The following is a 13,078-nucleotide window of genomic DNA, read 5'->3' as shown; positions in this document are numbered from 1 at the left end:
GTGTACAAATACAAGGAAATAAGGAGGATGATGATGGAAAAAGGCGAGAAGACCCGCAAAGACATCATAGCTAAAGCCGCTGAACTTTTTAACCAGAAGGGATATTCCGGCTCATCCTTGTCCGATATAACAGAGTTAACAGGCATAAAGAAAGGCGGCATCTACCGTCACTTTTCCAGTAAAGATGAGATTGCTTATGAAGCCTTTAGTTATGCGGGCAGTATAGTCGGGGCTAAGCTTGCTCAAGCCATAGGTCAGCAAGAAACGGCCTCTGGCAAGCTGTTAGCCTATTTACATGTGTACGAGAACGTAGTAGAAGCGCCGCCATTCACCGGGGGATGCCCGCTCCTCAATACGGCAGTTGAAAGCGATGATTCTCATCCCGGCTTACGCGAGAAAGCCCAGCTCGCTCTAAAGCGTACGCTCGAAGTCAAAAAAAAAATTATATCCGAAGGCGTACAAAGCGGCGAATTCAAAGCAGACCTCGATATTGATGCGCTAGCTACTTTCTCCCTATCCATCATGGAGGGCGGCATCATGATGAGCAAGCTTGAAGGAAGCAATCGGCATATTCGGATGAATATTAAGAGCTTTGCTGCTTATTTAAAAATGGAGTGTCTTCGCGAACCCGGGTAACGTTGAACGATTCTTTCAAACGATCCATTTGCAAAAGATGATGGCGATAGTGCATTTCAATAAGCAAAAACCATTCATTCGCATTTAACATACCAAACCGCGGATGGGCAACCGTGTTTTGTTTATTTGCCATATCAAGCGTAGGCGCAACTTGTTTCATCCGGTGGATCACAGCGTGCAAGCCTTGGATCAGCTCCTCCTTGCTCTCCGGCTGCTTCGGTGTATATTGCGGGGAGGGCGGGACTTGGATACGGATGGGCGGGAAGCTACCTTGTTCAAAAATCGCCTCGCCCTCCTTTGTTTTTACTCCTGTTGATGGGATGGAATCATCGATTTCCGTCATGCAGCGTTCAATGTTTGGAAGCTGCATATACAGTGCCGAATTAATCAGATGCTGATACATTTGTCCAAGCGACCAATCGCTCTCACTTGGCTGATGCTTCAGCTGCTCCATGCTGAAACCCTCTAATTCGTGCAAATAACCATGTACACTTTGTTCAAATCGCAATAATGCTTCGGTTGCGTTCATCTTCTTCCAACAGCTCCTTTATGATCATCTGCTATGACTATACAAAAACGCTACTGACAACAGTATGTCAGTAGCGTTTTAACATTTTTTCAGCTTCTGCTCGAACGCGGCTTCGGAAAGATTCCGGCTCCAGCACAACGACGTCTGCACCCCAGCCGAGCACCCACTGCAATAACTCCTCGGGGTGGCGGACACGGAAGCTGATATGCAAGCCATCTGCCTGTTCCTCTGCTGCTTCCATGTAGTAATTGTTCGATTCCTTCACTTTATCCGCAATGTCACGATTGACCAAAATACGCACATGGATGTGGCGGTCATCCTCGGGCTTGTAATCCGCCAAATTAAAACCAGACGCAACCTCGAATCTGTCCTCTAGCACAGTAAGCTCCGTCATTCTCGACAACCGAAAATGGCGAATGTCCAGCCGCATCTCGCAATAGGCAATCAATATCCAAGACCCGTGAGTAAAAACAAGACCATAGGGAGCCGCGACACGTATACTTTGACGATTCCCATTCCATTCGGCTATTTTTTTCGAATAGCCAAATCTAATCTTCCGCTCATCCAGAATCGCTCGCCGGATCATATGAATATGCTCTTTCTCTTGCTTGCGCGTGACATCCTCTCTAGAAGTGAGCAGCTTCATCGTCTTACGCACCCGAGATGCTTCACTTCGTACTTGCTCCGGCAGGATGGCTTCAATTTTTCCACGAGAGGACTGAGCCTTGCTGCCATAGTCGGCATCGAATCTTTGTTCAATAAAGTCCGTCCCAATGAGCAGCGCAACGGCTTCTTCCGCTGTGAAACTGACTGGCGGCAGAAAGTATCCGTCCATTAATGAATAGCCCAGTCCCGGAGCACCTACCACGGGTACGCCCGCTTCGCTTAGTGCCTGTATATCCCGATAGATGGTCCGCACGCTCGTTTCAAATATATCCGCCAAATCCTCAGCCCGTAAAACCTCAGTGCGCTGCAGCTCAAGCACGATGGCCAACATACGGTCTGTTTTGTTCACTCGGCCGCAACCTCCTCTTGAGAAATCCTATTCTATTATTCTAGACCAAGAGGGAACTAAAAATCGATACCTTTATAATAGGAATCACTTATGTTTAATACCCATTTTGAATAAGTTCTGGCGTTCCCCCCTACATAAGGAGTTATTCGCGCACACTGAGATTATTGCACCTAAAGGGGTAAATCCAGCTTATCTGCTATTAGCTTTAAGAAATCAAGGAATGTATGCCGATTTATGCAACTTATTGTTAAGCCAAAAATAAAAAAAATGGTTGGACCGGATGCAAATTGCATTCGGCCCAACCATTTTCTCTTTTTTACTTATTACGCTTTATTGGAAGAACCAAACTCGCGCATTTTGCCCGCAACTGTTGATTTGATTGCGTCACGGCCTGGTGCCAAAAATTTACGTGGATCATATACTTCTGAATCAGAAGTCAAGATTTCACGAGCAATTTTTGTAAATGCGATTTGGTTTTCTGTGTTTACGTTGATTTTTGCAGTTCCCAGCGAGATTGATTTCTTAATATCAGCAGTAGGAATGCCTGTACCACCGTGCAATACCAATGGAAGCTTGATTGTTTGGCAAATTTCTTCCATTTCTTTGAAGCCTAGGTTTGGTTCGCCTTTGTAAGGACCGTGAACAGAACCAAGTGCTGGAGCAAGGCAATCAATACCTGTAAGCTCAACTAGCTGTTTGCACTCTTGTGGATCTGCATAGATAACGCCATCAGCGATTACGTCATCTTCCTGTCCGCCAACTGTTCCAAGCTCAGCTTCAACGGAAACGCCGCGCTCATGCGCGTATGCAACGACTTGTTGCGTCGTTTTTACGTTTTCTTCGAATGGGGAGTGGGAAGCATCTATCATAACAGAAGTAAATCCTGCATCAATGGCTGCTTTACATTTTTCAAAGCTTGAACCATGGTCAAGGTGAATAGCAACCGGAACCGTGATTTTCATTTCTTCGATAAGAGATTTCACGATTGCAGTTACAACTGTGAAGCCTCCCATGTAACGAGCTGCACCTTCAGAAACACCAAGAATAACTGGTGATTGCTCTTCTTGAGCTGCGCCCAAGATTGCTTGTGTCCACTCTAGGTTGTTGATGTTGAATTGACCAACAGCGTAACCTTCTTTTAAACCTTTGTTCAACATGTCTTTCATCGAAACCAATGCCATTTTAAATCCTCCTTCAAAATAATTGCAAGTTAATGATTAGACCTTTCAATCATACCCAATTCATCAGCAGTTTAAAATTGCGTTCATAAGCTGCAGTTGTACTGGCACGAACGGAATGGGTTTTGCCTCGTTCACGTTCCTCTTATAAGTCTACATTTTATCACAAATTTCATTATAAGACACCTATAGCGGGCTGATTACTTTATGTCACTTGTTTGATTATATCATATTCATAACCATATTATGGCCTCCGCATTATTTGCTATTCCATTCGGAGCAAGATATCTATTCTTTTTTCTCTGGAATTCGAACAAATCATACAAATAACCCTTAAACTATTTCTACTTCCTATAAACAGGCTTCATCCGAAAGTTAACGTAGAAAAAGGCACCTCCGCAGGTGCCTTCGTAACTAGAAACAGATCGTTCATTTTATGGTTGTTGTCATTCTAAGCATGGATAGTAACATGCCCTTCGTTATCCTCGTGCCGCGGCGTCGGCATAGAAAATAACCGTAAAGAAATGTATGGGTTCGGTACCGGAATTGCGATACCAATGCGGCCTGTTCGCATGGAAATGAACAGCGCTGCCCGCCGGCACCTCGTAGGATTCCTCGTCATGCTTAAGCTCCAATACACCCTGATGCACGAAAATATATTCCTCTACCCCGTCGTTATGCGGCTCTGAGCCGTGCACGCAGCCAGGTTCAATCGTGACCATGTAGGACTCGAGTTTCGTTCGCAAGCTGTAAGGAAACATCGGATAAGCGCGGTAAGCACCGTCTTCTTCCGAGAACAGCTCCAGATTGCCGGGTGTCGCTACGGTTACCTCCGAATCCACGTCTTCGATAAGCGTAGTAAAGGAGATTCCAAGCCCATTGACGATGCGCCACAGCACCGAGATCGTCGGATTCGAATCCCCGCGTTCGATCTGACCGATCATTGCCTTGCTTACACCGGTCATTTCGGCCATGTTATCCAGGCTTAAACCGCGTGATTTTCGAATGGCCAGCAGATTTTTTCCGACCTTTTTGTGTATCTGATCCATCTCTCGCAGCCTCTCTCTAAACCGTCATACAGCCAAAGTTAAGCGTATTATAACAGATTCGCACTTGTCTCGCTATAAGTCGACTTTTCTTTGAGATTAGAGAGCATATCGTCTGTCATCCGGTCTAAATCGTAATCTGCATGGAAATCCCATTCTTCGCGCGCCGCCGACGCATCTATCGCATCCGGCCAACCGTCCGCGATAGACTGCCGCAGAGGGTCAATGCCGTAGTCGAGCTCGAAGCTTGGCATATGTCTGCGGATGCTGGCGGCAATCCCCTCAGGGTCCACGCTCATTGCCGTCACGTTAAAGGCGTTTCGATGCTTAAGCCGGGATGCGTCCGCCTCCATCAGCTTAATCACCGCATGGATTGCATCAGGCATATACATCAGGTCCAGAAAAGTCCCTTTATCAATATACGATGTGAAGCGGCCGGTCTTCACGGCGCTTACGTACATGTCGACGGCATAATCGGTCGTCCCGCCTCCCGGAGGAGCGGCGTGGGAGATCAATCCGGGAAAACGAAGCCCCCTCGTATCCACCCTGTATTTGTGAAAATAGTAATCGCACAGCAGCTCACCCGCCACTTTATTGATGCCGTACATCGTCGCAGGGCGCTGCATCGTGTCTTGCGGCGTACCGAATCTCGGCGTCTCCATGCCAAAGGCCGCGATCGAGCTCGGCGTGAACAGCCGGCAATCAAGCTCTCTTGCCGCCTCCAGCGCGTTCAGCAGCCCTCCCATATTCAACTGCCACGCTTGCATTGGCAATGCTTCTGCCGTTGCGGACAGCAACGCCGCAAGATGGATAATCGTATCGGCCTGATGCGATTTCACCGCATGATAAAAGGCCTTGCCATCGGTTACGTCCAACGTACGGAACGGCCCGGACTGCGCCGTTTCACTGGAACTGTGCCGGATATCCGTTGTCATAACCGCATCCTGGCCATAGATCTGCCGTAGCCGAACCGCTAATTCGCTGCCAATCTGTCCAAACGCTCCGGTAATAAGAATACGCCTCATGTCGATTCCTCCTAAAGGATGATGCCAAGCTCGCGTCCCACCGTCTCATATACAGACAACGCACGGTCCAACATTTCTGTCGTATGGCCGGCAGTAGGCATGTTGCGAATGCGTCCCGCTCCCTTTGGTACGGTCGGGAATACGACTGCTTTGGCGTATACGCCTTCTTCATACAACTTCGCGCTGAAGCGCTGGGTGAGCTGCTCGTCGCCGATCATGCAAGGCGTGATTGGCGTCACCGTAGAGCCAACCGTGTAACCAAGCCGCTTCAAGCCATTTTGCAAATATACCGCGTTGCTCCACAGCTTCTCCTGCAGCTCTTTGCTGTCTTGGATGATACCGATCGCCGCAATACATGCCGCAATCGTTCCCGGCGGCTGCGACGTTGAGAAGAGGAATGGACGGCTGCGCGCTTTAAGCCAATCGACGACTTCCTGCGTTCCCGCCACGTATCCACCTACCACTCCAACTGCTTTCGACAGGGTGCCGATTTGAAAATCGATATGGTCGGAAAGACCGAAATGCTTCACCGTACCCGCTCCTCCGCCGAGCACTCCCGTACCGTGCGCGTCGTCCACATAGGTGATCAAATCGTAAGCTTCCGCAATCCGTACAATTTCGGGGAGATTCGCAATATCGCCATCCATCGAGAATACGCCATCCGTAATGACCATGATTTTATCAAATGCACCCGACTCCCTTGCTTCCTGAGCCTTGCTCCGCAAATCGTTCATGTCGGAATGGCCATACCGGATTACCTTTGCTTTCGTTAACCGGCAGCCGTCGATAATGGAAGCGTGGTTGAGCTCATCTGACAGAATGGCGTCCCCTGCTCCCATGATCGCTGAAACCGCTGCCATGTTACAGTTGAAGCCGGACTGATAAGCGACTGCCGCTTCGGTTCCTTTAAACGCGGCCAGCTTCTCCTCCAACTCGACGTGCAGCGATAACGTCCCGTTTATCGTCCGTACGGCTCCGCTTCCGACCCCGTACTGTAGCGTGGCCTTGACCGCAGCGTCCACCAATCTCTCGTCCGTCGCCAATCCCAAATAATTGTTGGACGAGAGATTCACAAGCTCCTTGCCTTTCAACCGAATAACGGGACCGTTCGGACCTTCCAGCGTGTCGATCGTCGGATACAATCCCCCGTGCTGAAGCTCGTCAAGTTCCCGACGTAAAACTGAAGATAATCGTTGGTTTCTCATTCGTATGCCACCTCGTATCAAATAGGTTTAAGTGTAAACGATGCCGTTGTCATCATAGTGTACAAAAGTACACGATAGTGTATGTATGTTATAATATAAAAAAATACGCTATAGCGCAACAAGTAATTTCCATGATCTTCAGATTTTTATTCGCTGCGTTGTCCTCCACGTAAAATCCCCCTGCCAAGGCAATGGCAGGGGGATCTGGTGTACTTCTAACAGAAAAAGGCTGCCCTTGCTATAAATCAGTCGTAAGGGCAGCCTCAACAATCAATGGCCTGAAATTGGATTTCAGGCCCGCTTCTTAATGCGTGATATCATTGGCGATCGGCGTTTCCATTATTTCTTTTACCTCATTGAGATCATGGGTCTTGCCTAATGCCCACATCAGCTTCGGTACAATCGCTTCTTTGTTCATATCCTTCGACGAAATAATCTGTTCTTTGGCTACTTTTCGCCCAACTTCGTAAAGCGTCAGATCGCCGCCCTCCTTCAGACATTGTGTCGTAATGACCACGGCGACTCCCGCTTCTACAAGCTCAATGATTTTTGGAAGCAGACTCCGCCCTTCGGTAGGAACCCCGCCTAAACCAAAGCCTTCGACAATGACGCCTTTGTAGTGCTGCTTCAGATAGTCGAAGAGCTCGGGCTTCGTGCCCGGATGCAGCTTCAGCAAAAAAACATCCGGACATAGCGATGTGTCTAGCTTTATCTCTTGCTTGGGCACAGGTAAAACAGGTACATCGTATTTAATTTCATCGCCCTCAAAGTAAGCAACGTACGGATGATTAATACTTTCGAAGGCATCGTAGCTTCGCGTTTTCACTTTCACCGCTCTTGTCCCGTTAATTGCCTTGCCATCAAAAACAACAAACACGCCACCAATGTCCTCACACGCAAACTGGGCCGCGTTACGCATATTATCGATGGCATCGGTATGAGCATTATGGATAGGAACCTGCGAGCCTGTAATAACTACTGGCTTGCTCAAATCCTGCAGCATATAGGAAAGCGCAGCCGATGTATAACTCATCGTGTCCGTTCCGTGCGTAATTACAAATCCATCATAGTCGTTATAATGGCTATACACGGCCTCCGCGATGGTGACCCAACATTCAGGCTGCATATTGGTGCTGTCTATATCCATCAGCACTTTATTGTCCACCTGATACATGTGATTTTGTTCGGGCAAATAGCTGATCAAATCATCGGCGGTCATCCCCGGGGCCAATCCATCCTCTCCATGCACAGAAGCGATAGTCCCGCCCGTAGCTAACAACAGTATCTTTTTCATAAAATATTCCCTTCACGTAGTTTCAGTTTCCATACAAAGACAATAGGCAGAAAACCTCTATCGAGGCGGTCAATATATCGGGTCTTATTGAAATTCTGATTCAGCGACTCTTTTTACATCCTCCAAAAATTTAACAACGACCTTCTCATTTGCAAATATCATAAACAACTTCGCATACCACTTTAATGCTTTATTGGTTGCGGTGTATCTAAGCTTTGTTTTCTGATCACTTACTCGTTGCAATTCATATAAAGCCGTGATCTCAAAGCAGTTTGCCAACGTGAATCCAATCTTTATTTTTTTATCGTTCAGAAGATTTGAATATTCTAAAGTATGGACATCATATTCCTCGATGCGTTTGCCTTCTTTATACTTTTGACGGTAGATGCTGCCGACAACCTCATTAGTCACGTGGACTGGTTTATTCTCTACCACTTGAGGCATAATCTTTTGCATCTGTTCTAACGAACCATCTAAATACGACCACACATGTTCAATCGGAGCGTTTATCTCGATTTCTCTTGACCATTGCTTCAATATAACGACCCCTTATTTGTTATTGTGCTGACTCGCCCAATGCAGTGTTTTTTCTAAAGCATCTTCTAAAGGCGTCGCAGCCATACCAAACCTTTTCGTAAATTTGGTGCTTTCTACGACAAAATCTTCTTCAAATTGGTACAGCATTTCTATGCTCTCTCTTGCTTCGGGTATAAATAATCCCCCTAATCGTAGCATACCTTTTCCCATTGTTCGAATGGCAGCGGGAAATCCCCCGATTCGGTACGCCATTTCTACAAATTCCCTTGTCGTAACCGTTTCTGGGTTCGGTACATGCCACACTTGGCCAAATGCGTCTTCATGCCTGCTAAGTACAACCAGTGCCTTTCCAAAATCGTCGATGAAGGTAAACGTGTGCTTTTTATCCGGATTACCCATTACTGTACAGGCTTTACCCTTCGCGATTGGGATAAACAGCCTTGATCCTACAGAGGAATGATGAACGTTTGGACCAAAAAAGTCAGACCCTCTTCCCATAGTCACCTGCAGAGTGCCATCTTGATATAATTTACTCAGCGTTCGAGACATTGCAGCGCGGACCTGACCCTTCTTCGTGACAGCGGAATAAGGGAGATTCTCATGCATGCCTCCTTTTACCTGCCCATACATATACAAATTTTCAGCTACAATAAGCCTTGCCCCTGCAGCAATTACTCCTGAAATAATATGATCCTGAAAAGGAATAAATCGTTCCGTCCACTTATGATACGGGGGTTGTGCACATTGAAAGACGGTCTTGGAGCCTTTCATGATTTCCCTTGCTTGCTCTTTATCCATAAGATCGGCTCTTCTTATCCTAACCCCCTGCGGGACAGACGCTTTTCCACCAAAGCTAACCATGCTCACCGGCTCTTCCCGTGCGATTAGCTCCCTCATCACTGACATTCCTAACGGTCCCGTTCCTAAAATTAAATTCATTATTATCCTCCTCTTATAAACGCTGGATAATAACAAAATAAACCCTATAGCAGCTATAGGGTCAATGCTTTTCTAACAGGAACTTGCAGCTCGACGATAAATTCCTCTGGCTTCATCATCTGAGCCATATCGACGATGTACTGCTCGATCGATGCGCCGTTCTCGACGTACCCATTGTTCCGGGTCCACTGTAGAAGCTTACTGTAGATCCGCTTGCAGGATTTATCGTTAGGAATTCCGCAATAGAGTGCAGTAATATAATCACCTTCAGGTATGATTCGCGTTTGAACGTTTTCCTGCGCCCCATTATCAAGAATGATACAGTATTCCAGGTCAGATTCCTCGCGGTCAAAGGTCATGATGTTCTCGTGATATACGGTCATGATTCGATTTTGGCTCGGCGCGAGGCCACTGGCATCAACCTTGCCAAATAGCTCTGTGAATCTTACGATCGAGGGTTCCATTCCGCAGGCGTACCGCCCACGGTCCGATACCACGAGCCGAGCCGGTATCCGCTTCAGCTCCACTAAAGCATCAAGATCCTTCAGACCATTTCCTAATTCCTGAAGCATCACGATTTGAGCTGTCCGCTGTTCAATCGATTTGACAGTCTGCTCCAATTTTTTAATCTCTTCTACCATTTCTTTTTGTTTGGATTCAAGCTTGATAAATAAGTTATCCAAGCTGTCGTTCTTCAACATCTCCCCAATGTCATCTAAAGAGAACTGCAGCATTTTCATATCCTGAACGATTTTGATATACAGGAGATCCCGATTAGAGTAATAACGGTAACCGGAGTGTTTGTCTGTATGGCTCGGCAGCACCAATCCGATTTTATCGTAGTAACGCAAGGTCTGAACGGATATATGGCAGATTCTCGCCGTTTGGCCTATGGAATAATATTGATCATGACTCATGATGCCTGCAACCCCTTTACTAGGAAAATAGCTGCCATAACTGATTTTAGTATTCGAAACGTGATAGGTGTATTTTTACTTCCAATCATGGAATATTACCTTAATAGGAATATTTTGCATGGAAAGGGGATGGATGTATGGATGCAGGTTTATGGTTGGAGTATGGCTGGGTATTATTAGTGTTGATTGCACTTGAAGGAATCCTCGCAGCCGATAATGCTTTGGTCATTTCGATTATGGTCAAGCACCTACCTCCAATAGAGAGGAAAAAAGCGCTATTTTACGGTCTCGCGGGTGCTTTTTTGTTTCGGTTCGGATCCTTATTCATTATTTCATTTCTGGCGGATGTATGGTACGTGCAGGCCATCGGCGCAGCTTACCTCATATTTATTTCGCTGAATCATATGGCCAAGCGTTTGTTCGTCAAGCAAAAGGAGCATAAGAAAAGAGCGGAGAAGAAGCCGGAAAATTTCTGGGTAACGGTCTTGAAGGTGGAGCTGGCTGACTTGGCATTCGCAATTGATGCCATATTGGCTGCCGTGGCTTTGGCCGTCGCATTGCCGCCAACCGGCTTGCCTCAGATCGGCGGACTTGATGGAGGACAATTCCTCCTCATTCTCGCAGGAGGCATAATAGGCCTGGTCATCATGCGTTTTGCCGCATCCTATTTCGGCAGCTTACTTACGAAGAAGCCGGGTCTAGAAACGGCCGCGTTTTTGATTGTAGGCTGGGTAGGCGTGAAGCTGGCCGTCTATACGCTCTCTCATCCCGACGTCGGCTTGCTGTCTGAATATTTCCCTAAGAGCGTGCTCTGGAAAACGATATTCTGGGGCGTCATGATCGCTATCGCAGTTGGCGGCTGGTTCCTTTCCAAGGAACAGAAACCATCTGAATCAGATACCGTTCATTGACCAAGTAAAAAGAAAAGGATGCATAAGAGGCTGCCCGAATCCAATACTTCCTTTAGGGTAGCCTCAATCACCGGAGCTTCTTTTTTCTCACTCCGCTTATGATATCCATCCACGTTCATGCGCTTTTTCAGTCGCCTGCTGCCGGGTCTCTACCCCCAGCTTTTGAATGGCAATCGACAAATAGTTCCGTACTGTTCCATCTGTCAGAAATAATTGCTTAGCCATTTCCTTGGTCGATAATCCCTGTTTGGACAATCGCAATACAGCCGTTTCCCGCTCGGTCAGCGGATTTTCTTCCTTCAGGAACAGAACCGCTGCCAAATCCGTGCTGATCACTCGATCACCAGCCATTACCTTGCGTATGGAATCGATTAAAAACTCAATCGGTTCATCTTTTAATAAGTAGCCCTCTACCTTCAATTCCATCGCTTTTTGCAAAAAACCGGGGCGTGCAAATGTAGTTACGATGATGATTTTCGAGGAACGTCCTTCCTGCCTGAGCTTCTCTGCAATTTCAAGTCCTGAAAGGAAAGGAATCTCGATGTCGAGCAAGCACACGTCCGGCTCATAATGCGCAATAGCCTCCCATGCGGTTTGCCCATTCTCGGCCTCCGCCACAACCTCGATGTCCTCCTCCATGGATAACAAAGCCGATAGCGTCCCACGAAGCAATTTTTGGTCTTCTGCAATGACTACACGTATCACCTTGCTACCCCCTTCCACTACTCGTCAGCGGAACCTTAAACGTAATGACCGTTCCTTTGCCTTGGCTCGACGTTATTTGAATATCTCCCTGCAGCATAGCCATTCTTTCCTTCATCGACTGCAAACCGTTCCCTTCTCCCTGCTTCAAGCTGCCATTCCCGTTATCGCTCACTTGGAGGCAGTAGTATTCAGACTCTATGTATGGTGTTATCGTACATTGATTGGCTTCGCTATGTTTAATAATATTGGTAATCGCTTCTCTAACGGAAAGTGCCGCCATCGTTTCGGCAACGTTGGATAGGTGGGGCAGGGATTCATCGTCATTCATAACGAATGCAATGCCAGCCTTTTGTAAAATATCCTTGGACAGCTCCATTTCCTTCTTAAGGGAAACAAATTTCATGTCGGTAACTAGCTCCCTCACCTGCTTTAGCGCATACCTTGAGGTGTTCAAAATATCCTGCAGCTCATGCTTCGCCTTTTCTGGGTTATTTTCCACCAATCGCATCGTTAGCTCACTTTTCAGTTTAATCATGGTCAACGTCTGGCCGAGCGTGTCATGAAGATCCCTGGCAATCCGGTTTCGTTCCTCCTCTTGAATATAGCGTTCAAGCTGAGCATTGGCGATAGCCAGCTTTTCTTTCAAGATATTCGCTTTTTCTCTCGCATTAACAACGATCGGTGCCACCAACTGAGCAATCATAATGGGGAAATACATCGTTGAAAAAAAGGCAAATGGACTGCCCTCATTTATCCAACCGTATAGCACAAACATAGCTGCGATTCCAGCCATGCCAGTGATCATAATCGCCTTCCGATTGGCTCTTCCCAGCAAATCAGCAAACACAAATCCGTACATCAGAATCCAACTGTCGACGTTAACAGCAAGCGCCACAAGCAGTGAGCTTCCCGCGAGACTGGCCATGAGCAGACGCCAGTCCCGATACCACAATCCTGCATAATGGGATACGAGCAACAATAGGAAAAGGATCATCTTCAAGGCTAGATTGACGGACCCATTTACGATGAAAACTTGATAAATTAAAAAGGAAACTGCGAAAGCATCAATAATAAGATATTTTTCGATCTGATCCGCGGGATACCATTTTTTCAGCATCGTTCATACACACCTTATCCGTTC

14 protein-coding genes are annotated in these 13,078 nt (G+C 46.9%); 2 read left to right on the top strand and 12 right to left on the bottom strand.

Features of this window, described 5'->3' with window-relative positions:
- Positions 1-27: 27 nt before the first annotated feature.
- Positions 28-636 (top strand): TetR/AcrR family transcriptional regulator, encoded by a 609-nt coding sequence (locus HI950_RS25805; RefSeq protein WP_317618445.1) that lies wholly within the window; start codon positions 28-30, stop codon positions 634-636.
- Here HI950_RS25805 and HI950_RS25800 read toward each other — a convergent pair.
- The 10 genes from HI950_RS25800 to HI950_RS25755 all read right to left on the bottom strand — a co-directional run bounded on the left by HI950_RS25800 (position 584) and on the right by HI950_RS25755 (position 10,321).
- Positions 584-1,165: a DinB family protein gene (locus HI950_RS25800; protein WP_169084114.1), complete on the bottom strand. Its 582-nt coding sequence runs from the start codon at positions 1,163-1,165 to the stop codon at positions 584-586. The two genes, HI950_RS25805 and HI950_RS25800, sit on opposite strands and share 53 nt — an antisense overlap.
- Positions 1,166-1,232: 67 nt before the next feature.
- A complete protein-coding gene (locus HI950_RS25795; protein ID WP_169084113.1) occupies positions 1,233-2,180 on the bottom strand; it encodes a helix-turn-helix transcriptional regulator in 948 nt (315 codons plus the stop codon).
- Positions 2,181-2,503: 323 nt separating this feature from the next.
- A complete protein-coding gene (locus HI950_RS25790) occupies positions 2,504-3,361 on the bottom strand; it encodes a class II fructose-bisphosphate aldolase (RefSeq protein WP_169084112.1) in 858 nt (285 codons plus the stop codon).
- Positions 3,362-3,837: 476 nt separating this feature from the next.
- On the bottom strand, positions 3,838-4,407 hold the full coding sequence (locus HI950_RS25785) for a helix-turn-helix domain-containing protein (protein WP_169084111.1): 570 nt from the start codon (positions 4,405-4,407) through the stop codon (positions 3,838-3,840).
- 47 nt (positions 4,408-4,454) lie between these two features.
- The gene (locus tag HI950_RS25780) at positions 4,455-5,429 is read right to left on the bottom strand and encodes an NAD-dependent epimerase/dehydratase family protein (protein ID WP_169084110.1); all 975 of its coding nucleotides are present in this window, start codon (positions 5,427-5,429) and stop codon (positions 4,455-4,457) included.
- A gap of 11 nt (positions 5,430-5,440) precedes the next feature.
- The gene (locus HI950_RS25775) at positions 5,441-6,634 is read right to left on the bottom strand and encodes a glycine C-acetyltransferase (RefSeq protein ID WP_169084109.1); all 1,194 of its coding nucleotides are present in this window, start codon (positions 6,632-6,634) and stop codon (positions 5,441-5,443) included.
- A 304-nt stretch (positions 6,635-6,938) separates the two neighbouring features.
- Positions 6,939-7,928 (bottom strand): asparaginase, encoded by a 990-nt coding sequence (locus tag HI950_RS25770; protein WP_169084108.1) that lies wholly within the window; start codon positions 7,926-7,928, stop codon positions 6,939-6,941.
- Positions 7,929-8,012: 84 nt separating this feature from the next.
- Positions 8,013-8,465 (bottom strand): SRPBCC family protein, encoded by a 453-nt coding sequence (locus HI950_RS25765; protein ID WP_169084107.1) that lies wholly within the window; start codon positions 8,463-8,465, stop codon positions 8,013-8,015.
- A 12-nt stretch (positions 8,466-8,477) separates the two neighbouring features.
- The gene (locus HI950_RS25760; protein WP_169084106.1) at positions 8,478-9,404 is read right to left on the bottom strand and encodes an NAD-dependent epimerase/dehydratase family protein; all 927 of its coding nucleotides are present in this window, start codon (positions 9,402-9,404) and stop codon (positions 8,478-8,480) included.
- 53 nt (positions 9,405-9,457) lie between these two features.
- The gene (locus HI950_RS25755; protein WP_169084105.1) at positions 9,458-10,321 is read right to left on the bottom strand and encodes a MerR family transcriptional regulator; all 864 of its coding nucleotides are present in this window, start codon (positions 10,319-10,321) and stop codon (positions 9,458-9,460) included.
- A gap of 137 nt (positions 10,322-10,458) precedes the next feature.
- On the opposite strand from HI950_RS25755, the gene HI950_RS25750 reads away from it, so the two are divergent.
- Positions 10,459-11,232, top strand: a complete 774-nt coding sequence (locus HI950_RS25750) for a TerC family protein (protein WP_169084104.1) — start codon at positions 10,459-10,461, stop codon at positions 11,230-11,232.
- A 96-nt stretch (positions 11,233-11,328) separates the two neighbouring features.
- Here HI950_RS25750 and HI950_RS25745 read toward each other — a convergent pair whose 3' ends face one another.
- Together HI950_RS25745 and HI950_RS25740 are read right to left on the bottom strand one after the other, a co-directional pair.
- On the bottom strand, positions 11,329-11,937 hold the full coding sequence (locus tag HI950_RS25745; RefSeq protein WP_169084103.1) for a response regulator: 609 nt from the start codon (positions 11,935-11,937) through the stop codon (positions 11,329-11,331).
- Between the two features lie 4 nt (positions 11,938-11,941).
- Positions 11,942-13,054, bottom strand: coding sequence for a sensor histidine kinase (locus tag HI950_RS25740; protein ID WP_169084102.1), 1,113 nt, complete (start codon positions 13,052-13,054; stop codon positions 11,942-11,944).
- Between the last annotated feature and the right edge of the window lie 24 nt (positions 13,055-13,078).

This window comes from Paenibacillus sp. PL91, from assembly GCF_012935325.2.
Taxonomy (GTDB): domain Bacteria; phylum Bacillota; class Bacilli; order Paenibacillales; family Paenibacillaceae; genus Pristimantibacillus.
Note: the sequence above shows the minus strand (reverse complement) of the source record. Positions and strands in the feature narration are given on the sequence as shown.

Excerpts from the sequence above, each read along its gene's own strand:
- HI950_RS25805 (WP_317618445.1), top strand. The coding sequence starts at position 28 with ATGATGATGGAAAAAGGCGAGAAGACCCGCAAAGACATCATAGCTAAA.
- HI950_RS25800 (WP_169084114.1), bottom strand. The coding sequence starts at position 1,165 with ATGAACGCAACCGAAGCATTATTGCGATTTGAACAAAGTGTACATGGT.
- HI950_RS25790 (WP_169084112.1), bottom strand. The coding sequence starts at position 3,361 with ATGGCATTGGTTTCGATGAAAGACATGTTGAACAAAGGTTTAAAAGAA.
- HI950_RS25785 (WP_169084111.1), bottom strand. The coding sequence starts at position 4,407 with ATGGATCAGATACACAAAAAGGTCGGAAAAAATCTGCTGGCCATTCGA.
- HI950_RS25780 (WP_169084110.1), bottom strand. The coding sequence starts at position 5,429 with ATGAGGCGTATTCTTATTACCGGAGCGTTTGGACAGATTGGCAGCGAA.
- HI950_RS25775 (WP_169084109.1), bottom strand. The coding sequence starts at position 6,634 with ATGAGAAACCAACGATTATCTTCAGTTTTACGTCGGGAACTTGACGAG.
- HI950_RS25770 (WP_169084108.1), bottom strand. The coding sequence starts at position 7,928 with ATGAAAAAGATACTGTTGTTAGCTACGGGCGGGACTATCGCTTCTGTG.
- HI950_RS25760 (WP_169084106.1), bottom strand. The coding sequence starts at position 9,404 with ATGAATTTAATTTTAGGAACGGGACCGTTAGGAATGTCAGTGATGAGG.
- HI950_RS25755 (WP_169084105.1), bottom strand. The coding sequence starts at position 10,321 with ATGAGTCATGATCAATATTATTCCATAGGCCAAACGGCGAGAATCTGC.
- HI950_RS25750 (WP_169084104.1), top strand. The coding sequence starts at position 10,459 with ATGGATGCAGGTTTATGGTTGGAGTATGGCTGGGTATTATTAGTGTTG.
- HI950_RS25740 (WP_169084102.1), bottom strand. The coding sequence starts at position 13,054 with ATGCTGAAAAAATGGTATCCCGCGGATCAGATCGAAAAATATCTTATT.